23 protein-coding genes and 1 pseudogene are annotated in these 22,466 nt (G+C 61.5%); 16 read left to right on the top strand and 8 right to left on the bottom strand.

Going from position 1 to position 22,466, the window contains the following annotated elements:
• Positions 1–30: 30 nt before the first annotated feature.
• Positions 31–771, top strand: coding sequence for a transcriptional regulator FnrL (gene fnrL, locus IMCC21224_RS07920; RefSeq protein ID WP_047994887.1), 741 nt, complete (start codon positions 31–33; stop codon positions 769–771).
• A 255-nt stretch (positions 772–1,026) separates the two neighbouring features.
• Here fnrL and IMCC21224_RS27700 read toward each other — a convergent pair whose 3' ends face one another.
• On the bottom strand, positions 1,027–1,179 hold the full coding sequence (locus IMCC21224_RS27700; RefSeq protein WP_156178179.1) for a hypothetical protein: 153 nt from the start codon (positions 1,177–1,179) through the stop codon (positions 1,027–1,029).
• A 98-nt stretch (positions 1,180–1,277) separates the two neighbouring features.
• On the opposite strand from IMCC21224_RS27700, the gene IMCC21224_RS07915 reads away from it, so the two are divergent.
• On the top strand, positions 1,278–2,150 hold the full coding sequence (locus IMCC21224_RS07915) for a LysR family transcriptional regulator (protein WP_047994886.1): 873 nt from the start codon (positions 1,278–1,280) through the stop codon (positions 2,148–2,150).
• Between the two features lie 79 nt (positions 2,151–2,229).
• Here the strand turns inward: IMCC21224_RS07915 and IMCC21224_RS07910 are convergent.
• Both IMCC21224_RS07910 and IMCC21224_RS07905 read right to left on the bottom strand, forming a co-directional pair.
• Positions 2,230–3,691, bottom strand: a pseudogene (locus IMCC21224_RS07910) (D-alanyl-D-alanine carboxypeptidase family protein).
• A 281-nt stretch (positions 3,692–3,972) separates the two neighbouring features.
• Complete coding sequence (locus tag IMCC21224_RS07905) at positions 3,973–4,671, bottom strand: HAD family hydrolase (RefSeq protein ID WP_047994885.1); 699 nt, start codon at positions 4,669–4,671, stop codon at positions 3,973–3,975.
• A 94-nt stretch (positions 4,672–4,765) separates the two neighbouring features.
• On the opposite strand from IMCC21224_RS07905, the gene clpS reads away from it, so the two are divergent.
• From clpS to hemF, 4 genes are all read left to right on the top strand, one after another.
• Entirely contained in the window at positions 4,766–5,125 is a 360-nt protein-coding gene (clpS, locus tag IMCC21224_RS07900; protein WP_047994884.1) for an ATP-dependent Clp protease adapter ClpS, read from the top strand.
• 27 nt (positions 5,126–5,152) lie between these two features.
• Entirely contained in the window at positions 5,153–6,145 is a 993-nt protein-coding gene (locus tag IMCC21224_RS07895; RefSeq protein ID WP_047994883.1) for a class I SAM-dependent methyltransferase, read from the top strand.
• A 53-nt stretch (positions 6,146–6,198) separates the two neighbouring features.
• Positions 6,199–6,999 carry an SDR family NAD(P)-dependent oxidoreductase gene (locus tag IMCC21224_RS07890; protein WP_047994882.1) on the top strand — a complete coding sequence of 267 codons (801 nt, stop codon included), beginning with the start codon at positions 6,199–6,201 and terminating at the stop codon, positions 6,997–6,999.
• A gap of 113 nt (positions 7,000–7,112) precedes the next feature.
• Entirely contained in the window at positions 7,113–8,006 is an 894-nt protein-coding gene (hemF, locus tag IMCC21224_RS07885; protein WP_047994881.1) for an oxygen-dependent coproporphyrinogen oxidase, read from the top strand.
• 45 nt (positions 8,007–8,051) lie between these two features.
• Here hemF and IMCC21224_RS07880 read toward each other — a convergent pair whose 3' ends face one another.
• Positions 8,052–8,651 (bottom strand): pseudouridine synthase, encoded by a 600-nt coding sequence (locus IMCC21224_RS07880; RefSeq protein WP_047994880.1) that lies wholly within the window; start codon positions 8,649–8,651, stop codon positions 8,052–8,054.
• Entirely contained in the window at positions 8,644–9,102 is a 459-nt protein-coding gene (locus IMCC21224_RS07875) for a nucleoside deaminase (protein ID WP_047994879.1), read from the bottom strand. The genes IMCC21224_RS07880 and IMCC21224_RS07875 overlap by 8 nt, the downstream gene beginning before the upstream one ends.
• A gap of 76 nt (positions 9,103–9,178) precedes the next feature.
• Between IMCC21224_RS07875 and IMCC21224_RS07870 the strand changes: the two genes are divergently transcribed.
• The 10 genes from IMCC21224_RS07870 to dtd all read left to right on the top strand — a co-directional run bounded on the left by IMCC21224_RS07870 (position 9,179) and on the right by dtd (position 18,325).
• Entirely contained in the window at positions 9,179–9,982 is an 804-nt protein-coding gene (locus IMCC21224_RS07870) for a pseudouridine synthase (protein ID WP_047994878.1), read from the top strand.
• 148 nt (positions 9,983–10,130) lie between these two features.
• Positions 10,131–10,328 carry a hypothetical protein gene (locus IMCC21224_RS07865; RefSeq protein ID WP_047994877.1) on the top strand — a complete coding sequence of 66 codons (198 nt, stop codon included), beginning with the start codon at positions 10,131–10,133 and terminating at the stop codon, positions 10,326–10,328.
• 33 nt (positions 10,329–10,361) lie between these two features.
• Positions 10,362–11,186, top strand: coding sequence for a hypothetical protein (locus IMCC21224_RS07860; RefSeq protein ID WP_047996966.1), 825 nt, complete (start codon positions 10,362–10,364; stop codon positions 11,184–11,186).
• Between the two features lie 175 nt (positions 11,187–11,361).
• Positions 11,362–12,249 (top strand): 5-bromo-4-chloroindolyl phosphate hydrolysis family protein, encoded by an 888-nt coding sequence (locus tag IMCC21224_RS07855; protein ID WP_047994876.1) that lies wholly within the window; start codon positions 11,362–11,364, stop codon positions 12,247–12,249.
• Between the two features lie 30 nt (positions 12,250–12,279).
• Positions 12,280–13,479: a toxic anion resistance protein gene (locus IMCC21224_RS07850; RefSeq protein WP_047994875.1), complete on the top strand. Its 1,200-nt coding sequence runs from the start codon at positions 12,280–12,282 to the stop codon at positions 13,477–13,479.
• A 2-nt stretch (positions 13,480–13,481) separates the two neighbouring features.
• The gene (locus IMCC21224_RS07845; RefSeq protein ID WP_047994874.1) at positions 13,482–14,453 is read left to right on the top strand and encodes a DUF2927 domain-containing protein; all 972 of its coding nucleotides are present in this window, start codon (positions 13,482–13,484) and stop codon (positions 14,451–14,453) included.
• A gap of 31 nt (positions 14,454–14,484) precedes the next feature.
• Positions 14,485–15,600 carry an SPFH domain-containing protein gene (locus IMCC21224_RS07840; RefSeq protein ID WP_047994873.1) on the top strand — a complete coding sequence of 372 codons (1,116 nt, stop codon included), beginning with the start codon at positions 14,485–14,487 and terminating at the stop codon, positions 15,598–15,600.
• A 127-nt stretch (positions 15,601–15,727) separates the two neighbouring features.
• On the top strand, positions 15,728–16,846 hold the full coding sequence (locus tag IMCC21224_RS07835; protein WP_047994872.1) for a TFIIB-type zinc finger domain-containing protein: 1,119 nt from the start codon (positions 15,728–15,730) through the stop codon (positions 16,844–16,846).
• A gap of 136 nt (positions 16,847–16,982) precedes the next feature.
• Positions 16,983–17,885: a carbohydrate kinase gene (locus IMCC21224_RS07830; protein ID WP_047994871.1), complete on the top strand. Its 903-nt coding sequence runs from the start codon at positions 16,983–16,985 to the stop codon at positions 17,883–17,885.
• Positions 17,882–18,325: a D-aminoacyl-tRNA deacylase gene (gene dtd, locus IMCC21224_RS07825; protein ID WP_047994870.1), complete on the top strand. Its 444-nt coding sequence runs from the start codon at positions 17,882–17,884 to the stop codon at positions 18,323–18,325. Before IMCC21224_RS07830 ends, dtd begins: the two co-directional genes overlap by 4 nt.
• Positions 18,326–18,483: 158 nt before the next feature.
• Here the strand turns inward: dtd and IMCC21224_RS07820 are convergent, their stop codons facing one another.
• From IMCC21224_RS07820 to IMCC21224_RS07810, 3 genes are all read right to left on the bottom strand, one after another.
• On the bottom strand, positions 18,484–18,999 hold the full coding sequence (locus IMCC21224_RS07820; protein WP_047994869.1) for an alkylphosphonate utilization protein: 516 nt from the start codon (positions 18,997–18,999) through the stop codon (positions 18,484–18,486).
• 69 nt (positions 19,000–19,068) lie between these two features.
• Positions 19,069–20,250, bottom strand: a complete 1,182-nt coding sequence (locus IMCC21224_RS07815; protein WP_197089184.1) for an HlyD family efflux transporter periplasmic adaptor subunit — start codon at positions 20,248–20,250, stop codon at positions 19,069–19,071.
• Positions 20,250–22,430: an ATP-binding cassette domain-containing protein gene (locus IMCC21224_RS07810; RefSeq protein ID WP_047996965.1), complete on the bottom strand. Its 2,181-nt coding sequence runs from the start codon at positions 22,428–22,430 to the stop codon at positions 20,250–20,252. The genes IMCC21224_RS07815 and IMCC21224_RS07810 overlap by 1 nt, the downstream gene beginning before the upstream one ends.
• Between the last annotated feature and the right edge of the window lie 36 nt (positions 22,431–22,466).

Genomic DNA, 22,466 nt, shown 5'->3' with positions numbered 1-22,466 from the left:
CACCATCAGTGCGGGGAAAATCGAGTAATCATGACAAAAGACCGGCTTGTCCTTCTGTCGCAGCATTGTGGTGACTGTCCGATTCGCCATCGCGCCGTCTGCGCCCGCTGCGACGCGGACGAACTGCGCGAACTTGAGGCGGTCAAGTATTACCAAAAATTTCACGCCGGGCAGTCGGTGATTAATGCCGGTGAACGGATGGAGTTTGTCGGTTCGGTCGTATCAGGCGTTGCGACCCTGACGCAGACGCTTGAAGATGGCCGCACCCAGATGGTCGGACTGCTTCTGCCCAGCGATTTTGTTGGCCGCCCGAATCGGGCGCACGCTGCCTATGATGTGGTTGCGACCACTGATCTGATGATGTGCTGTTTCCGCAAGGCCCCATTCGAAAAACTGCTTGAGACCACACCGCACATCACCCAACGGCTACTGGAAATGACCCTGGACGAACTGGACGCCGCCCGCGAATGGATGCTGGTTTTGGGCCGCAAGACCGCGCGCGAAAAGATCGCCTCGCTCTTGGCCTCCATCGCCAACCGCAGCAACGCTGACGCCGGTGCTGGATGCATCTCGAGGCAGGTGTTTGATCTGCCGATCACCCGCGAAGCGATGGCGGATTATCTGGGACTTACATTGGAAACGGTCAGTCGCCAAATGTCTGCCCTACGCCGCGAAGGCGTGATCACGCTGAATGGAACCCGAAATGTAACGGTACCCGACCCAACCAAGCTAAGTGCAGCAGCCGGGAACGACGCCGGAATCGCCGTCTGAAAAGGGCATAAACGGAGCGCTGAATGATCGCGCCAGCACGCTGTTTTCCGTTTGACTTATTCTCTTCTGAAAAGTTCCGGCGACGTTGAAAGGTCTGTCGCCGGAATATGTTTTGTTCACCGAGCGCTACGGAAACGTGGGCGCGGGATGTGGCGGGTTCCATGCGCCCAGCGTCCGCCACGCCATGGCCATAGGACAAGTTGCGATGCACCGGCGCCATGGCGCACGATAACGTCAGCCTGATAGACAACCGGATCAATCATCTGCCCGGTCTCTATCGGTGTCGCGCCGTGTCACGGCCGACGGTCCTTCGCGCCACGCAGGCGGCGCATCCCAGGTATTGCGGCGGTCGGGCAGCGTCTGCTGACGGGTAGCCGTCATAAAGCTATTTGCAAGTATTCCTATCATGAGTGCCTCCTGTATGATCTGAGCATAGATAACCTATTGCGTAAAAATTGGAAGAATGCGACTCAGGAATATAGATACTATGTAAGCTGGAGTTACATATGAATTGGGACACCTTGCCGCCGCTCTCGGCTCTGCGGGCGTTTGCAGCCTATGCTGATGCAGGATCAGTCACGACGGCTGGCGCCGCGCTCAACGTCAGTCACGCTGCGATCAGCCAGCAACTGCGCGGGCTTGAGGCGCATCTTGGCATCCGGCTGCTCGACCGGTCTGGCCGCGCCATGACGCTAACCCCCGAAGGGGCTCAGCTGGCGGCGGCGCTTGAAACCGGCTTTGGCCACATCATGCAGACAGTCGAGCTTTTAACTGGCGCGGATGCGAACCGCGCGTTGTATGTGACCACCACGCCAAGCTTTGCTGCCAACTGGCTGATGCCACGGCTGGCGGGGTTTCGCGCCACGCATGTGGAGACGGACATCATGATCAGTTCGAGCGCAGAGTTATGCAATCCCACACCCGGCGGCATTGATCTGGCCATCCGATATGGCGCAGGCGACTGGCCGGGACTTCAGTCCGAGCTGCTCGTCGCGTCGCCCATCGTCGCAGTGGCAGCGCCATCGCTGATCGGCGATCTGGTTCCTCAGGGCCCACGGGATCTGACTCGCTTTCCCTGGCTCCAGGAACTCGGCACGTCCGAGGCGACACTCTGGCTGGAACGCAATGGAGTCAGAGATGCCAAACCCACCGGCATGATGCACCTGCCCGGCAACCTGATGCTGGACGCTGCACGCAGCGGTCAAGGCATCGCCATCACGGCGCGGGTCTGGGTTGAAGAAGATATTCGCGCCGGCCGACTGCGTCAAATGTTCGAAGAGCCGCCCGGTCTTGGCTACCACATTGTCATCGGGACAGGCGTTCAGCGGCAACCACTGCACGCGTTCACAACCTGGCTACGGCGAGAGGCGAAGCGCTAACTCGCGCAAACCGCGCCGAAGATTTTTTAGAAACATCTTACTAACTTTTTCGTCAAATCTTTTGTCAAAAGATTTGCGCTCAGCTCGGCCCGATCATGAAGCAGGTGACCTGGCGCGCCTGAAGCCGACGACAGGCCAGATCCGCCATGTCCCGCGACAACCCCATGAAATTGGCGTCGTATCCGTTCTTTCGGTTGGCGACTTTACGCAAACTGCCGTCTAGCGTCGACATCTCGGCGAGTGCAGTGCGCAGCAGAACCTTTTCAGCCTCATACTTGCTCGGATACCGCCCGATATTGATGCCCCAATGCCGTCCACCCGACGTCGAGAGCCGTTCGACCACCTCGCCCGGCGGGGGGCCGCCGCTGGTGTCGCGGGAGCTGGAGCTTTGGCTGTCACCGCGCTTGCACTGGCCAGGACCAGCCCACTGGGGCGGCGCATTGGTTTAATCGAAACATCGGGTGCAACGCCGTTGGCTTCCATCACCGCCAATGCCACGACGACCGGGTTTGCCTGCACGTCCTGAATCTCGGCCAGAACCGTGTCGATTTCGGTGCGAACTTCGGCCACAAGTGGCGGTTGCTCGGGCGCCACCGCTTGGCGGGCCAGGGGCGGGCGCAAGCTGCGTGACACCGCAGCCGAGGCCACCCGAATGGATTTCGCCCGCGTCCCCGGCATCGGATCGTTGCTTTCGGCGATCATCACATCGACATCCCCCGCCCCTGATAGGCAGGACGGCCCGGCGCGCGCAGCGCCATCCGGGTCGGTGCCTTTTTGAAACCAAGGTCCAGCAGTTCAGCCACTTTGGCATTGCGGGACGCGGTCGACTTGCCCCCGAACACCGTGGCGATCACCCGCTCCGGCCCTCGCTCGGCTGACGCGACGAGGTTGAAACCCGCAGCATTGGTGTACCCCGTTTTGATCCCGTCCGCGCCCTTGTAGGCATTCAGCAAGCGCGTATTGGTGTTGTTCACGGCCTTCATCCCCGCATCCGCGGTGCGGCGCGAGAATAGGTTGTAATATTGCGGATAGTCATACAACACGTGTCGGCCAAGGATGGACATGTCGCGGGCGGTCGACAGGTGACCGCTTTCGGTCAGGCCATTTGCATTCTTGAATGTGGTACGTGTCATGCCCAGCGATTTAGCCGTGCGGTTCATCCGCCGCGCAAAGGCTGCTTCCGAGCCCGAGATCGCTTCACCAATCGCAGTGGCTGCATCGTTTGCCGATTTTACTGCTGCAGCGCGAATCAGATAGCGCAGTTTGATGGTCTGCCCGGTGCGCAGCCCCAGTTTCGACGGCGGTTCAGACGAAGCGTTCCGCGACACCTTGATATCGGTATCCAGCGACAGCTCTCCGTGCTCAATCGCCTCAAACGCGATGTACAGTGTCATCATCTTAGTCAGCGAGGCCGGATGCAGGCGCGTGTCGGCGTTTTCTGAGTGCAGAACCTCGCCGCTGCGCGCGTCCATCACGATTGCCGCATAGGGCGCCGCTCGCGCACTCAGCGGGATCAGCACCGCCAACCAGAGAAATGTCATGAAATACAGGCCAAATAGGCCCGGCTTTGAACGCCGTCCCGTCACGATTCTACTGCCTTCTGCCTCGTGCCCCCGATTTTTCGGTGGGCTTATTTTCTGCTTGATTGATTCCAGCGTAGCACACGAACTGTGTTCGATAAACCCTCTTGAACACTCGGTTTTTCAGTTTTTCGATTCGCCGAAAAACAACATCTAGCGGAAAGAAATGCTGCACACGCAACACCGGCTATTGTGGCAAGAATAAGGCAGATCCTGGCAAGCGTGGCTACTCGCGACCCATTTCATCCGATTTCGGCCACGAGGTCTGGCAATCCACCTAAATCGGGAATCGCCCGGAATCTCCTGTCCTCGGGCGCATCGGCATGCTCCAAGTCCCACGCCAAGTCATGCGGAACAAAGACTCCCCAGCTTCCGGCGTCGATTGCGGGAACCACATCCGACTTCATCGAGTTGCCAACCATCATCGCCCGCTCTGCGCCCCCGCTGGTGCCGCCAAAGATCCGCGCGTAAGTCTGCGGCCGTTTGTCCGACACGATCTCGACCCTGGCGAAAAAGTCGCCTAACCCTGATTGTGCCAGTTTACGTTCCTGATGCAGCAGATCGCCTTTCGTGATCAAAATGAGGTGGTGGCTCGATGCCAACCCCGCGACGGTTTCCTTAACATGCGGAAACAAATCGATCGGATGCGCCAGCATCTCGCGTCCCATTGCAAGAAGCTCGCTCAGAACCGGGCCGGGCACCGTGCCGCCGCTGACCTCGACCGCGGTTTCGATCATCGACAGAACAAAACCTTTGACCCCAAAGCCATAGCTGCCCAGATTGCGCCGTTCAGCCGCCAGTAATCGCGCATCCAGCAGATCGCGGTCGCCGTGTTGGGCCAGCAAGTCCGCGAATCGTTCCTGCGTCAGCTTGAAAAACCGCTCATTGTGCCAAAGCGTGTCATCCGCATCGAGGCCAATTGTCTCAAGATTCGGCACCATTCGCTCCTCTGGCGGCAACCCGCCCCTTTTCACCTTGGGATCAGTGGCTATATACACCCTCCCATGCCGCAATCAAAAAGCGTATAAACCCGATATGAGCTCTGGCGTTTCCGTCCTGACCCAACAGACCACCGGCGCAGCCAAACCGCCCGGCGACGCGGAAGATGTGGGCGTTGTGGTTGATTCCAAACCAAAAACCAAGCGCCCGCCACTGTATAAGGTAATGTTGCTGAACGATGATTACACTCCGATGGAGTTTGTCGTGCACGTATTGGAGCGATTCTTTGGCAAGACTCACGCTCAGGCGTTCGAGATCATGCTGACGGTGCATAAAAAGGGGGTCGCCGTGGTAGGTGTCTACAGCCACGAGATCGCCGAGACCAAGGTAGGACAAGTGATGGATTTCGCCCGCAGGCATCAGCATCCGCTGCAATGCACCATGGAAAAGGAATGATCCGCCCCCACGTGCGGACGCTCTGACATGGCTTCATCCAGATTGAACACAGCACTTGGCCCGGATGGGTTGATACTGCCCGCAACGGGAAAAATCGCGCTGTTTGAACCACCCGCCGATACGGATCTGTCGGATCTGCCGTTAGACCGCTGTCAGGTGATTCAATCCTTTCGCTCGGATGCGGATGCGCTTGCGGCCCGCGGATTTGACTGTGTGACCGCGCCGGACGGGCTATATGCAGCTGCAATCGTATTCCTGCCACGGGTGCGCGAACTGAGTCAGGCGCAGATTGCCGCTGCCTGCGCCGCCGCACCCGATGGCCCCGTGCTGGTCGATGGACAAAAAACGGATGGCGTCGACTCCATGCTCAGGCATATCCGCGCACGCGTGCCGGTGGATGGCCATATTTCCAAGGCCCACGGAAAGGCGTTCTGGTTTGCCAGCAGCCCGGCGTTTGCGGACTGGACCAGTGCGGGAATAACCACAAATGCGGCGGGCTATCTGACCGCGCCCGGCGTGTTCTCTGCCGATGACATAGACCCGGCCTCGGCCCTGCTGGCGGCGACCCTGCCCGCACGGCTGGGGTCTGGGGTGGCCGATCTGGGGGCGGGCTGGGGCTATCTCTCGGCGCAGATCCTGAGCAGACCCGAGGTCACCACCCTGCATGTCGTCGAGGCGGATCACACCGCACTGACCTGTGCCCGCGCCAATGTCACCGACCCGCGCGCACATTTCTATTGGGAGGATGCCACCCGCTGGCTGTCGCGCGAACTCGTGGACAGCGTGGTGATGAACCCGCCATTCCATGTGTCACGCAAGGCCGATCCCGGTCTGGGTCAGGCTTTTATCGCGGCGGCTGCACGGGCGATGAAACCCTCGGGCAGTCTGTGGATGGTCGCGAATCGGCACCTGCCCTACGAATCCGCCCTTAGCTCGATCTTTGCGCAAGTGACTGAGGTTGGCGGCGATTCACGTTTCAAGATCCTGCATGCGCAACGCCCCGCTCGCACCCGGCGCTGATCCGGGCTAGGGTCGCTCTTGCGCGCACTCTGCAACAGCCAAAGGCCTCGTTCATGTCCTATTCCCTCGACGGCAAGACTGCCATCGTCACAGGTGCTGCCAATGGCGTCGGTCTCGCCATTGCGCGCCACTTTGCCCAAAAGGGTGCCAACGTCATGTTCGCCGATATGGACGAGGCGCGACTGGCCAAGGAACTGGGCGAAACGCCCGAAGAAAGCACAATGCGCTATTTCGCAGGCGATTTGCGGGAACGGCTGACGCTGGCGAACCTGCTGTCTGCGACGCTCGATGCGTTTGATCGGGTAGATATTCTGGTAAACGGCAGCCGTCAGATCCTGCCGACGGATGCTTTGGATCTTGAGGATGGATCAACCGAGGCGCTGCTGACGCAGAACCTGATGACAGCCCTGCGCCTGAGCCAGGTGGTGTCCAAGCGCATGATAAAACAGGCCGAAGGTCAGCCCGAGGGCCAGGTCGGTGCGATTGTGAACCTGTCGTCCATTGCGTCGCGGCGCACGCATCCCGATTTGCTGGGCTATTCTGTGTCCTGCGCGGCGCTGGATCAGATGACGCGATCACTGGCGTTGGCGCTGGCACCGCACCGCATCCGAGTGAATGCGCTGGCCTTTGGGTCGGTCATGTCGGCCAGTCTCAAGGGGGCGCTAAAGGAACATTCCGAATACCGCGCCGAGATTGAGGCGCACACCCCGCTTGGCCGCATCGCCGCACCCGTCGAACTGGCAGAAGCAGTGCAATTCCTGTGTTCCGAAGCGGCCGGCTTTATGACGGGGCAGATCATGACTCTGGACGGGGGGCGCACACTCCTCGATTCCGTGGCCGCACCGGCGCACTAAAGCCGACGGGGCGGGCCGCCCTGCCCTGCGACGCGTCGGCGCAACCGTTGTTTCGTGATTGTCGGATGCGCCAGCCCTCGGCTAGGAGTCGCGCAACCAGACAGGACAGGGTCATGACCGACGAATTGGCAACACAGAAATCCCGCGCATCAGCCTGGTTCCGCGATTTGCGCGACACCATTGTCAGCACGTTCGAGGCGCTTGAGGACGGTCATTCCACCGGACCGTTGTCCGACGCAGCACCGGGCCGGTTCGAAGTGACGCCGACGCAGCGCGCGTCTGACGACGGATCGGACGCCGGGGGCGGTTTGATGTCGGTGATGCGCGGCGGGCGTGTGTTCGAAAAAGTCGGGGTCAACGTCTCAACCGTGTTTGGCACGCTTGCCCCGCGCGCGCAGGCAGCCATGGCCGCCCGCAAGGGTATTCCCGGCATGGAGGCCGATCCGCGGTTCTGGGCCTCGGGCATCAGCCTGGTGGCGCATATGCAAAACCCGCATGCCCCGGCGGTTCACATGAACACGCGGATGTTCTGGACGCCGCAGGCCTGGTGGTTTGGCGGCGGATCGGACCTGAACCCCTGCATCGAATATACCAACGACACCGCGCATTTCCATGCGGTGCAGCAGGCGCATCTGGACCCCCACGGCACCGAGCTATACCCCCGGCTCAGCGCCTGGGCCGACGAGTATTTCTACATCCCCCACCGCAATCGCGCCCGTGGCGTCGGTGGCATTTTTCTGGATGATCACTGCACAGGTGACTGGGACGCGGATTTTGCGCTGATTCAGGATGTTGGCCGCGCGTTTCTGCCCGCCTATGTGCCGCTGGTCGAACAGCGCCGGGTGCAGGACTGGTCCGACGCCGACAAAGATGCGCAGCTGATCCACCGGGGCCTCTATGCTGAATACAATCTGGTTTACGATCGTGGCACCAAATTCGGGCTGGAAACTGGCCACGATGCCAATGCCGTCCTGATGAGCCTGCCACCAATGGCCAAGTGGGTCTGAGCCTGCGCGCAAAACCAGCGTTCAAAATTTCGCACGCGCGTTAAGTCAGGTCGCGCCGTCGGGCGTGGCTTCGATCCAGTGCCCCGGCGCTACGTTGTCCAGCGACCAGCCCCCGACTGACCAACGGATCAGCCGCAGGCAGGGCAACCCCACATGCGCTGTCATCCGGCGCACTTGGCGGTTGCGCCCCTCGGAAATCGTCAGGCGCAGCCACCGATCCGGCACCGATTTGCGGAATCGGACCGGCGGGTCGCGCGGCCACAGATCAGGCGCGGCGATCTCCTCGGCCTTGGCGGGTCGGGTTGGGCCGTCTTTCAGCGTCACACCACGGCGCAGCGCCTCGATCTGGGTCACGTCGGGTTCGCCTTCGACCTGGACCAGATAGGTTTTGGTCAGCTTGAAACGTGGATTGCTGATCCGGGCCTGAAGCGCACCGTCATCCGTCAGCACCAAAAGCCCTTCGCTGTCGCGGTCGAGCCGACCAGCGGGATAGACACCGGGCACGTTGACATAATCCGACAGCGTGGCACGCGCAGACCCTTCGGTGCCCTTGTCAGTGAATTGTGACAGCACACCATAGGGTTTGTTCAGCAGCAGCACACGGGGTTTGCCGCTTGTCGCTGCTTTTGCGCGGCGCTCAGACATGATCGCGGCGCGCCTGAAAAAACTGGCGCAACAGCGCCTCAGACGGTGCTGCATCAATGCCGTCATAGATTTCGGGCACATGATGGCATTGCGGCTGGGCAAAGATCCGCGCGCCCTGCGCCACCCCACCCGATTTTGGATCGGCCGCGCCGTAATAAAGCCGCCGAATCCGGGCAAAGGACAGCGCCGCCGCGCACATCGGACAAGGTTCAAGCGTCACATACAGATCATGCCCCGGCAGCCGTTCGGACCCAAGCGCGGCACAGGCCGCGCGGACCGCCAGCACCTCGGCATGGGCCGTGGGATCGTTCAGCTCGCGCGTGCGGTTGCCGGCCTGCGCGACGACAGCGCCCGACGGGGCGACGATCACGGCACCCACCGGCACCTCGCCACGGGTGCCTGCTGCGCGCGCTTCACTCAGCGCCGCCGCCATATGGCTGGTAAACCTCATGCCTGCTGCCTCTCATCGCTATCTCAGGTGTTTGCGCGCTCTTCCCTGCGGGACGAATATAGGCTAGCGCAGGGACATGAGCAAAGACTCCCCTCCCGGCGATCGGATCGCCAAGGTTCTGGCCCGCGCAGGCATCGCCAGCCGCCGCGAATGCGAACGCATGATCGAGGCCGGTCGCGTTGCCGTCAATGGCACGATCATCACCCGCGCCGCCCTGAATGTCACCGACGCCGACAAAATCGTCGTAGACGGCAAGGCACTGGGCGAACCGGACGCGCCGCGCCTGTGGTTGTATCACAAGCCCACCGGGCTGGTGACAACCAACAAGGATGAAAAGGGCCGCGCTACGATCTATGACGATCTGCCCGAGGACCTGCCACGCGTGATGTCAGTCGGTCGGCTTGACCTCAACTCTGAAGGGTTGCTGCTGCTGACCAACGATGGCGGGGTCAAACGCAAGCTGGAGCTGCCTTCCACCGGCTGGCTGCGCAAATACCGCGTTCGGGTCAATGGCCGCCCCAGCGACAATACATTGCAACCATTGCGAGACGGGCTGACCGTCGATGGCCAGCGGTATCTGCCGATGATTGTCTCGATCGACCGCCAGCAGGGTGCCAACGCCTGGCTCACCATCGGTCTGCGCGAAGGCAAAAACCGCGAAATTCGTCGCGCGATGGAGGACATCGGGCTAAGCGTCAATCGCCTGATCCGCACCTCTTACGGGCCATTCCAGCTGGGTCAGCTAAAGCCCGGCGGAGTCGAGGAAGTCCGCCGCAAGATCGTTCGCGATCAGTTGGGCCTGGACGGCCCGGTGCCGGACACCCCCAAACCCGTGCGCCGCCGCAGATCAGACGCAAACCGCCCGCAGTCGCGCGACTAGGTGCGCGTGATCGGTATCCAAAAACGAATCGAATACACGCGCGCTGCCTGAAATTAGCCACAGTTTGCGCAACTTTAGGTTGCAATCATCGCGAATTTTCCCGCCGCTCGCCGTTTTTTTGCCCAGTTTGCCCGGCACACTTCGTGCCATGATGACATCACTTCTGGCACTTTTGGTATTGCTCGGCTCGGCGCTCTTGGTGCTGAGCAATCTGCGTCTTGTGGCACAAGACACCCTGCAGGTTCTGCGCGATGTGATGACTCAGCTTTCGTTGAACGGACGTCTTGCTCCGAACTTAGCGTTCGGAATGCTGTGGATCCTGATCTTCACGCTGTCCTACGCGTGAGTCGGGGGGATGCGTGATCTGGGACCCTTTGCAATGCTGACACGAACCTCACCTTTCGTCTTTACCACTGGTGCCAGATCTCCTGGACTGGTTGTGCTGTACTGCGCCGCCTGTCCGATGCTTTTTTGGCTGTTTCACGGGACCGCGGCCAACGTCTTGGCCACTGTATTGCTGCTGGCGCTGTTTGCTGCAGCGCTGTGGTTGTTGGCTCAGGGACAACGGATTTGCGAAGCCTATGATACCGCCGAAATTGCCAGGCGCCCGCGTCTGCCGCGCAAAATCATCGGATCGGGGCTGATCGGCCTGCTGGTTACGTTCCTGGCGTCGGCACAGATGGACGGCATTCTGTCGGCGATGGGTGTGGGGCTTCTTGCCACGATGCTGGCGGTTGCGGCCTTTGGCCTTGATCCAATGTCGGACAAGGGCACCGACGATCCCGAAATTCTGCTACGCCACCGCGCCGCCGAGATGACAGATGCGGCGGACCGTTCGCTTGCTCGGCTGGTCAGCGATGTCACCAAACTGGACGACGAGGACCTGATCCGGAGCACCGATGCCGCGCGGCGGTCGATGATGACCCTTGTCCGCGCGCTTGCGGGCAATCCGGCTGCTTTGCGCGGGTTACGCAAACCGCTGGTCAAGGTTCTGGAACTCGCCCTCGACGAAGGTGCTTTGCTTGTCGACGCATGGGACGGCCCGCATCGCGATCAGGCCCGAATCCGCTATGTGACCCGGCTCGGGGCGTTGACCCGCGCCTTTGAACTACGGGCCCGTCAGCGCGCTCTGGTCCGGCATGATGCCTTTGGGTTGGAAACCGACCTGCTGATTGAGCGGATGAACCGCGAAACTGCCGCCTGAGCCGCCGGGCCGGGCTTTCCCCCTAGCAAGGCGAGCGTGATTCCCTTAAGTTCCGGATATACTTCGGATCAGCGGGGGAAAGATGTCCGGCAGCGGCATACAGAAAGTGGCCTATGTGCTTTTGGTTGCACTCCTTTTCGGGGTAACGTCCGGCTTTCTCGGGGGGCTATAGGACATGGCGCAACGCTATGGCGGTAAATTCAGTCCCGATGAATCCGGCCCATCCGGGGATCAGGACCGCCCCGCCTTTCACGGCGCGCAGGTTGATCCGGTTGGCGCGCGCAGCAATGTGCTATTCCTGCCACCGGTTGTGCTGGCCTTTACCTCACTCACCTCGGGCGCGACGCTACTGGCGGTCGGTCTGACTGGCGCTGCCGCACTGGCGTTGGGCGCCTGGATGCTGCGCGATGGTCTGCGGGCCGAGGCGCAATATACCGCCCGCCGGATCGCGCGGCGCCCTGCCTTGCCGCGCAAGATCGGGGCAGCCCTGTTCGCGGGGCTTGGCACCGCGCTGGCGGCCTGGACATCGGAACCCGGAGTGATCGCACCCCTGATCTACGGCGTGGCCGCTGGCGCGCTGCACATCGGCGCCTTTGGCATTGACCCCTTGCGAGACAAGGGGATGGAAGGGATCGACACCTTTCAGCAGGACCGCGTCGCCCGCGTCGTGGACGAGGCCGAAAGCTATCTGACCGCCATGTCTGAAGCGGCGCGCCGTGCCGCTGATCGCCAGGTCGAAAGCCGCGTCGAACGGTTCCAGACCAAGGCCCGCGAATTGATTCGCACAGTCGAGGAAGACCCCCGCGACCTGACCGCCGCCCGCAAATTTCTGGTGGTCTATCTGATGGGCGCGCGCGACGCGTCCGTCAAATTCGCCGATATTTATAGCCGTACCCGCGATACAGGTGCCCGCAGCGACTTTATGATGCTGCTGACCGATCTCGAAGAAAGCTTTGGCCAGAAAACCAAGGCGCTTCTGCTCGACAATAACAGCGATCTCACGGTCGAGATCGAAGTGCTGCGCGACCGGTTGCAGCGCGAAGGTGTGCGCCTCGATCCCTGAGGCGTCCAGAAATCAACGACGAGGAACCCCATGTCCGAAAATACCCGAGCCAAGGCCGAACAGACTCTTGCGATGGTCGATGAAGTCAACGCCGTGATCCTGCCCGAACCCAAAGAGGCCGGTGCCATCGTCCCATTGGCCGAGGCTGACGCCCCCGTGGGTGAAGAGATCCGGTCGCGTATGGCCGAAATTGACATGGACGACACCCAGTCCATCGTGTCGTTCGGATCTGCCGCGCAGGCCGAATTGCAGGAAATCAGTCAGGCGATGCTACAGGACGTCCGCAACAAGGATGTCGGCCCGGCGGGCGACTCCTTGCGCGGTATCGTCACCACGATCCGCGGCTTTTCGGTGTCTGAGCTGGACGTGCGCCGCGAACGGTCCTGGTGGGAAAAACTGCTGGGCCGCGCGGCGCCTTTTGCCAAATTCACCGCCAAATTCGAGGAAGTTCAGGGCCAGATCGACCGCGTCACTGACGATCTGCTCAAGCACGAGCATACGCTGCTCAAAGATATCAAGTCGCTCGACATGCTGTACGAGAAAACGCTGAATTTCTATGACGAGCTGGCGCTGTATATCGCAGCCGGTACCGAAAAACTGCGCGAACTTGACACCATCACCATCCCCGTCAAAGAGGCCGAGGTCGAAGCCGCCCCCGAAGAAGAGGGCGTTATGGTTGCGCAACAGTTGCGCGACATGCGCGCCGCGCGCGACGATCTGGAACGCCGCGTCCATGACCTGAAACTGACCCGTCAGGTGACGATGCAGTCGCTGCCGTCGATCCGTCTGGTGCAGGAAAACGACAAGAGCCTCGTGACCAAGATCAACTCGACTCTGGTGAACACCGTGCCGTTGTGGGAAACCCAGCTGGCGCAGGCCGTTACCATCCAACGCTCGGCAGAAGCCGCCGCTGCCGTACGCGATGCCAACGATCTGACCAACGAATTGCTGACCGCGAATGCCAAAAACCTGCGCGACAGCAACAAGATGATCCGCACCGAAATGGAGCGCGGTGTCTTTGATATCGAAGCGGTCAAGCAGGCCAATGCCGATCTTGTCGCCACGATCAACGAAAGCCTCCAGATCGCGGATGAGGGCAAGGCACGCCGCGCCAAGGCCGAAGTTGAACTCAAGAAGATGGAAGCAGAGTTGCGCGATACCCTTTCATCCGCCAAAGCCCGCCGCGACGGGGTTGGCGACAACGCAGCCACTTCGGTTCCGCAGGCCTGATCATGACACTGCGCGGGGCGCTTTTGCTGACTTTGGCGACGCTGGGTGTTGTGGCGCTGAGCGGCTGTGATCCTCTGCCCCCGGCGCCGCCGGGGGTCAAACCGCAGGCCCGACCTGCCGACCTTGCCCCGGCGCCCAAACCGCCAGTTGTGCCCAAAGGACCGTCCGAAGAGAGTCTGGCGCTGGCAAATTATTACGCCCAGGTGCAAAGCGACCTTTTGGCGCAGGGATTGCTGCGCACCGATGGCGGTGGCCCCGACACGCCAATCACCGACACCATGCTGGTGCGCAACTTTGTCCGCATCGCACTGGAAGAGGAGTATGAACGTGGAGAAGGGCTGCGCCCGTCGAACGGGGCGCCCGGACGGATCAAGAAATGGGAACTGCCGGTGCGCGTCACCGCCGAATTTGGCCCCTCGGTCAGTGAAGCGCAGCGCACCAAGGATACCGCCGAACTCAGCCGCTATGTCGACCGGCTGTCACGTGTAACGGGTCATCCGGTCCTGATGTCCGAAAGCGCCGCAAACTTTCACGTCCTGTTCATGAGCGAGGATGACCGCGCCCTGATCAAGCCGCGCATTCGCGCCCTCGTCCCCGATATCAACCCGGCATCTCTGGCGATCTTTGACCGGTTGCCGCGCGCCATCCACTGCCTTGTGATCGCATTTTCCGATTCGCCTGGGGGCTATAGCTATGGCCGCGCGATTGCGCTGGTTCGGGCGGAACATCCCGACCTGTTGCGCCGCTCATGCATCCACGAAGAGGTGGCGCAGGGACTTGGCCTGGCCAATGACAGCCCCCGCGCGCGCCCGTCGATCTTTAACGATGACGACGAATTCGCATTGCTGACCACGCAGGACGAATACCTGCTCAAGATGCTCTACAACCCCCGCCTGACGCCGGGGATGAGCGCCGAAGAGGTCCTGCCCATCGCGTCCGAGCTTGCCTCGACGCTGATCGGCGGGCCAAGCTGATATTCCTACATTCCTAAGGAGGCCATGACCCATGGGCATTTTCGATTTCCTCAGCGGACAGTTCATCGACGTCATCCACTGGACTGACGACACCCGCGACACCATGGTCTGGCGGTTCGAGCGCGAGGGCCACGAGATCAAATACGGCGCCAAGCTGACGGTCCGCGAAGGTCAGGCGGCGGTGTTCGTGCACGAAGGCCAATTGGCAGACGTGTTCACGCCCGGTCTCTATATGCTTGAGACGAACAACATGCCGATCATGACCTCGCTTCAGCATTGGGATCATGGTTTCAAGTCCCCGTTCAAATCAGAGGTATATTTCGTCAACACCACCCGCTTTAACGATCTGAAATGGGGCACCAAAAATCCGATCATGGCGCGCGATCCCGAATTTGGTCCGGTACGCCTGCGCGCCTTTGGCACCTATTCGATTCGCGTAACTGAGGCGGCGCGTTTTCTGACCGAAATCGTTGGCACGGACGGCGAATTCACCATGGACGAGATCAGCTTTCAGATCCGCAATATCATTGTCCAAGAGGTCAGTCGCGTGCTCGCCTCGTCCGGTATACCGGTGCTGGATATGGCCGCCAACACTGCCGATCTGGCCCGGCTCGTCGCGACCGAAGTGTCCAAGACGCTTGCGACGTACGGACTGACCATGCCCGAGATGTATATCGAAAACATCTCGCTTCCGCCCGCGGTCGAACAGGCGCTGGACAAACGCACCTCAATGGGGCTGGCGGGTGATTTGGGCAAATTCACGCAATATTCAGCCGCCGAAGCGATGACCGCAGCCGCCAACAATCCCGCGGGTGGTGGTATGGCGGCAGGTCTTGGTGCCGGCATGGGCCTGGCGATGGCACAGCAGATGGCCCAACCCGGTCCATGGGGTGCCCGTCCCGAGGCAGCCGCGCCTCCTCCGCCCCCGCCGCCGCTCGTAGAGCATGTCTGGCACATCGCCGAGAATGGCCAGACGCGCGGGCCATATTCGCGCGCTGCTCTGGGCCGCATGGCAACCAGTGGCGAAATCCGCCGCGAGAGCATGGTCTGGACCGCCGGTCAGGATGGTTGGAAACAGGCCGAGGATATCGCTGAACTGGCGCAGCTGTTCACCGTCCTGCCGCCGCCCCCACCGCCGGGCGTTTGACAGCAAAACGTCGACGATGCGATCAGACAGCGGTTTAGCCCTGACATCGTTGGCGACCGGATCGACGACCCGATGCAGGCCCCGTTTCTTCTGACCGCCCCCCTTCACGCCAGAGGCATTTCGTTTCATGTCCCAGTCCCCGCCCCCCGCACCGTCTGATCTGGTCGAGGAACATCGTTTTCCCTGCGATCAATGCGGCTCTGACATGCAATTCGATCCTGAGGTCGGCATGTTGGTCTGCCAACATTGCGGCAACAGCGAACAGGTATCTGGCGCAGGCCCGTGGGAAGGTGGCGTAAAAGAGCTCGATTTCCGCGCCGCAATCGACAACCTGCTGCCGTTGCAGGAACTTGAGGAAACCCGCGTCACCTCCTGTCCCAATTGCGCGGCGCAGGTGGCATTTGACCCCGCCACCCACGCCACCGAATGCCCGTTCTGCGCCACACCCATCGTGGCAGACACCGGCACCAACCGTCACATCAAACCTCGCGGCGTGTTGCCTTTTGTTCTGAACGAAACCCAGGCCCGCGCGGCGATGACCAACTGGTTGGGCGCGCTCTGGTTTGCGCCCAATGGCCTGACGGAATACGCCCGCAAGGGACGGAAAATGCAGGGTATCTATGTGCCCTACTGGACCTATGATGCTGAGACCACCTCTGGCTATTCGGGTGAGCGCGGCACGATTTATTACGAGACGCGCACCGTCATGCGTGACGGCAAGCGCACCACCCAACAGGTGCAAAAAATCCGTTGGAGCCCCGCCCGGGGCCGCGTCGCGCGGTTCTTTGACGATGTTCTGGTGCTGGCGTCGACGTCGCTGCCCAAACGCTTTACCGACGCGCTACAACCCTGGGACTTGTCCGCCCTCGAACCTTACCAACCTGAGTTCCTTGCCGGATTCCGGGCCGAGGCCTATACAGTCGAACTCGACACCGGCTTTGCCGAGGCGCGCGGCATCATGGATCGCCAGATCAAACGCGACGTGAAATTCGACATTGGCGGTGACCGCCAGCGCATCCACCGCGTCGATACCGATGTAAGTGCCGTTACCTTCAAACATATTCTGCTGCCCGTCTGGCTGGCTGCCTACAAATATCGCGGCACCACCTACCGGTTTGTGGTGAACGGTCAAAGTGGCCGGGTGCAGGGCGAACGCCCGTGGTCAGCCTCGAAGATTGCCTTTGCGGTGCTGTTGAGCCTGATCGTCGCGGCGGGCGTGGGCTATGTCTATGCCACAAACCAGTAGCACCCAGCACGTGCGGTTAGCCTTTCGGAGCTGACCCCACAGGGCTGCCAGTTTTGCCCCCCGCATGCGCATCGGGGGCTTGTATCACCGCTGCCCACAGGGCAGTTTAGCGCAAACATTCCGGAGGACTCCCCAAATGATCCTGTGCTGTGGCGAAGCCCTCATTGACATGCTGCCCCGCGAAACCACAGCGGGAGAGCCCGCTTTTGCCCCGCATTCCGGCGGCGCCGTGTTCAATACCGCCATTGCCATGGGCCGCCTCGGCGCATCCTCGGGCTATTTCGGTGGCCTTTCGACAGATATCTTCGGCACACAACTCTGCGCCGCCCTAGACGCAAGCCGCGTCGACTACAGCCTGTCACCGCGCAGCGACCGCCCCTCAACGCTGGCCTTTGTAACCCTGACCGATGGTCACGCGAAATACGCCTTTTACGACGAAAATACCGCCGGGCGGATGCTCAGCGCCGATGATCTGCCCGAACTCGGCCCCGAGGTACAGGCGCTGTTCTTTGGCGGCATCAGCCTGGTGTCGGAACCCGCGGCCGACAGCTATGCTGCGCTTTGTGCGCGTGAGGTGGGATCGCGGCTTGTGATGCTCGATCCCAACATCCGCCCCACCTTTATTACGGACGAGCCGCGCTATCGCACCCGCCTGACCGCCATGCTGGCGCAGTCCGATGTGATCAAGGTCTCGGACGAGGATATGGATTGGCTCGGCACGACCCCAGAGCAACTTATCGCCGCAGGCACTGCGCTGGTCCTTGTCACCCGCGGCGCCGAAGGGGTTGATGCCACCACCGCCGGCGGAACATTGCGTGTCCCCGCCAACCGCGCCACCGTCGTCGACACCGTGGGCGCTGGCGACACCTTTAACGCCGGCGTGCTGGCCGGGCTGGCCCGCGACGGACTTCTTGATCGTGCAAAGATGCGCGCCGCCGCACTGACAGACCTGCGCCCCGCTGTGGAACTGGGCGCACGTGCCGCAGCCGTCACCGTCAGCCGCGCCGGCGCCAATCCACCCTGGCTGGACGAACTGTGAGGGCACTGCTGCAACGCGTCACCCAAGCATCGGTCAGCGTCGATGATACGGTAATCGCCCAAACCGGCCCCGGCCTGTTGATATTCGTCTGCGCGATGCAGAACGACACCCTGGCCGAGGCGGCAACTCTTGCGTCAAAGGTTGCCAAGCTGCGGATCTTTCGCGACAACGCCGACAAAATGAACCGCTCCCTCGTGGACACCGGCGGCGCAGCGCTGATCGTCAGTCAGTTCACCCTGGCGGCCGACACCACACGCGGCAATCGCCCCGGCTTTTCTGCCGCAGCCGATCCCGCCACCGGCCAAACCCTGTATCAGGCGTTCGCAGATCAGGTCCGTGCAAAAGGCATCCCGGTCGCCACAGGCCGCTTCGGCGCCGACATGGCCGTGGCACTTGTCAACGATGGACCAATCACGCTCTGGCTTGATACCGCGCGCTAAGCCGGATCGGCCCACCCGACACCATGCAACGCGACTGATCGGCCCGCACCGTCACAACGCGCGCCAACCCGAGGCGTTGGCCCAAAGGGCCATAGCCGAGATATCCGGCGCGGCCGCAGGCCGCCCCTTTGGATCACGACAGCCTGACCGTCATGAGCTCAAGATTTCTTAACAAACTGCGTCAACAACACGATTCTCTGGCCGTCGACGCGACCTTCAATCTGCATCGCATTGTCCGAAACCAGAGAGATCCCGCGCACCGAAGTACCACGCTTGGCGGTGAACCCGCCGCCCTTGACCACCAGATCCTTGATCAGCACAACCGTATCGCCTTGCGCCAACACAGCGCCATTGCTGTCGCGATGCACCACGTCGGGTATTCCTGCATCGACCAATCCCGCCTCTGCCTGCGCCAGCACATCGGGCTCCAGATAGGCAATCTCCAGTAATTCGCGCGCCCAGAGCGTGTCCAACCGGTGCAGCACTCTCCATGCCAGGATTTGCCCGCCCGCATCGCCAGACCAGATTGCGTCGTGCAGGCATTGCCAGTGCGGTCCGTCCTCGGGTGCCGCCTCGATCCCGCTGCGGCAGGTGTCGCACACCTGCGTCTGAAGCTCTGAGACCGGAACCACCAACGCTGTGGCGCCATCCGCCCCACACAATATACAATTCATCCAAATTCCCCGGCTCAGATCCCCCGCCTACCCCACACCGCACGGACGTGCGAGCGGATACCGCCACGCCTAGGGCTCGCGGAACGCCTCACGCGATTTATAGAGCGGTTTGAGCAAATATTGCAGAATGGTTTTTTCGCCAGTGTGCAGTTCGACCTGTGCCAGCATCCCCGGCCGAATCTCGATATTGCGCTGACGCTCAGTCAGTTCGGTCCGGTCCACCCGCAACGTGACCTTGTAATGCGGTTCGGCATCTGCCCGGCGCTCGTCCTTGAAGGTATCAGCCGAGATCACGTCGACCCGCCCCTTGAGCGTGCCGTAGATCGTGTAGTCATAGGCCGACAACTTGATCGTCGCCTCCTGCCCGCCGCGGATATTGGCGATGTTCTCGGGCTTGACCTGTGCCTCAACAAATAGTTCCTCGTCCAAGGGCGTGATGCGCAGGATCTCTTCGCCCGGACGAACAACGCCGCCGATGGTAGTCACGGACAACGTGTTGACCACGCCGTGCATCGGACTGACCAGAACCGTGCGGCTCAATTGGTCGGTGCTTGACTTCAGGTTCTGGCGCAGCGTCGCCAGTTCCTTAAGCGTGTCTGAAAACTCTTGCGCCCGCGTCAGTTCGGTCTGCGAGACGATCTCGTCAAACTGCATCCGGGCATCAGCATGGGCCTTGCGTGCGCGCGTCACCTCGATCAGCGACACGACCTTCTTGCCCAGAAGGTCCTCCATCAACGTGCGTTCCTGTGCCGCCTGATCCAGCACACGCTTGGCCCCACCCCTGCGGCTCAGACTGTCGGCCACCCGCGCGGCCAACAGCGCCCGTTCCGACGCAACAATACCGGGGCTTTGCACCGCCAGTGTATCAGGTACAGTGAACTCTGCCTGTTCGGCCAATTCCGCCTCTAGCCGCAACCGCCGGATCTCAAGCGCGGCGATCTGATCGCTGAGATCATCGACCGAAGATTGGAACATCGTCCCGTGCAGCCGGGCCAACACATCGCCGCGTTCCACTGTATCGCCCTCTTTGACCAACAGTTCTGACAGAATCCCACCTTCGAGATTCTGAATGATCTGCGGGCGCGACTCGCTGATAATCTCGCCCTCGGCGCGCACGATCTCGTCAACCCAGGCAAAGCCGGCCCAGAGGATGAACAACCCCACCGTCGCGGCACACAGCCAGATCGTCAGCGACGGCCCACGCATCCTGGCGCCCAGTTGTCCGCCCAGATTGGTCGCCTGCATTGCCATCAGCCAATCCCCTGTCCCAAGCCGCGCAGATGGGCCAACACCTCATCACGCGGTCCGTCCACGGCCATCCGGCCACCGGCCAGAATCAGTGTGCGGTCAGCCAGCGCCAGAATCGGCACGCGATGCGTGGCAATGATCGCCGTGCGCCCCTGCAACCAGCCCTCAAGCCGGGAAATCAGCGTCTTTTCCAAGGTCTGATCCAATGCCGCAGTGGGTTCATCCAGCAGGCAGATATCGGGATCCTGCAACCACAGCCGCGCCCAGCCGATGCTTTGACGTTGCCCGACAGACATTCCCTCACCGCCATCGCGAATCTCAAGATCCAGTCCCAGCGGATGCGATTTCACAAATTGCCCCAACCCGGCGAAATCGAGGGCCTGATACAGCCGGTCGTCATCACGCTCCAACAGGCTAAGGTTGAGGTTGTCGCGCAGGGTGCCCTGAAACAGCCGCACCTCTTGCCCCAGATAACCGATGCAGCGGCGCAAATCGCGCGGGTCGATCTGGCCCATCTCGCACCCGTCGATCATCACCCCGCCTTCGGACGGTGCATAAAGCCCCGACAGCAGCTTGAGCAGCGTTGATTTTCCCGACCCGTTGGGACCAAGGATTGCCACCTTTTGCCCGGGCTGAATCGCCAGTTGCGCGATATCCAGCACGGCGGCGTCGTCTTCGCCGTAACGGAACCGCGTGGCCCGCAGCACATAGGCGCCTGTCAGGCGTTCGCGGCGCAGATAGGTGCGGGTGGCGCTGCGGTCTTGCGGTGCGTCAGCAATCCGATCCAGCCCGTCGAGGGCGGCCTTGACGTTGCCCCAGCGTGCCAAAATACCCGTGGCCTGCGTCAGTGGAGCAAGCGTGCGCGACGTCAGAATGCCAGTGGCGATGATCGAGCCAACAGTGAATTCACCCGCGAACACCAGATAGGTGCCCATGATGACCGCCGCCACATAGGTCGCCTGCTGCACGCCCTGACTCCAGAACGTCAGTTTTGACGACAGCCGCCGCTGCTCCGATGTCTTGACCGCCTGAAGCGCCGTCAGTTCGGACCAGAGCCTGCGAAACCGGTCTTCGCCGCGCTGTGTCTTGATTGTGTCCAGTTCTACCACGGTTTCCTGAAGCAACCGCGACAGTCGGGCAGATGCGCCCTGCATTTCCTGCGTCAGGCGGATCATGCGTTTCTGCATCACCAGCCCCGGCAACACCATCAGGACACCGCCCAGTACCAGCACCCAGACCACAGATCCGGCAATCGACCAGACCAGCAGCAGGAACACAAAGATGAACGGAATATCCGCCAGCGCACCGGCGGTTGAGGCAGTAAAAAACTCTCGGACCGACCCGAATTCCCGCATCGACGAGAATAGTTGACTGGGGGATCGCCCCACCATGTCAGACCGCATTCCCAGCAGCCGGGTCATCAGCATATCCTGCACCGTCACTTCGATTTGACGACCGGCACCATCCAGAAGTTGCGAACGCGCGAGTTTCAGGAACCCCTCCATCAGCAGTGCAATTGCGGCGCCGGCGGCCAGTACCCACAGCGTCGCCTCAGATTGATGCGGAATCACCCGGTCGTAGACCTGAAGCGAAAACAGCGCCACGGCGACGGCCAGAAGATTGGCGACAAACGATCCCAACGCCACCTCGCCAAAGGGTTTTGAAAACCGGGCGAACTGGCCCCAGAACCAATGCGGCTGACGCTCAGTGTCCTTGTGAACGTCGCCCAGCGCGTCCAGAGCCGCCTCGGCCCGCAGCAGCGTGCCGGTGAAATACGGGGTAAAGTCGGCGATCGCGACGTCCGAGCGTTTCTCGGGCTGACTGTCGTCATAGATTGAGAGAAGTGCGCCCTCTTGCCCCAGCACCAGAACCACCTGACCGCTGGTCATCATCGCCAGTGCGGGCCACAGCGTGGCATCGGGTGCGCGAATCTGCTGGATTTCGGCGCGCAATCCCGCAGCCTTTAGACCGGCCAGCATCGCCTTGGCTTCAATCGTCGCGCCATCCGAGTGGCGGGCCAGCGCGTCAAGGATATCGGGCTGACGTGCGTTCAGCCCCAACCGACGGGCCAGAACCCGGATCAGATCCGCCCGCGCGCGGGCGCGTTCAGACTGGCGCGGTGCCGGGTTCGGACGGTTCGCAACAGCGTCTGTCGCGGCATCAGGTGTTGGCACGGCCCGCAGAACCGCCTGCCTGGCCCGACCGGCGAGATCTGGTAC

Origin of the sequence: Puniceibacterium sp. IMCC21224 (assembly GCF_001038505.1) — a bacterium.
In the GTDB taxonomy this organism is placed as follows: Bacteria; Pseudomonadota; Alphaproteobacteria; order Rhodobacterales; family Rhodobacteraceae; genus Puniceibacterium.
Note: the sequence above shows the minus strand (reverse complement) of the source record. Positions and strands in the feature narration are given on the sequence as shown.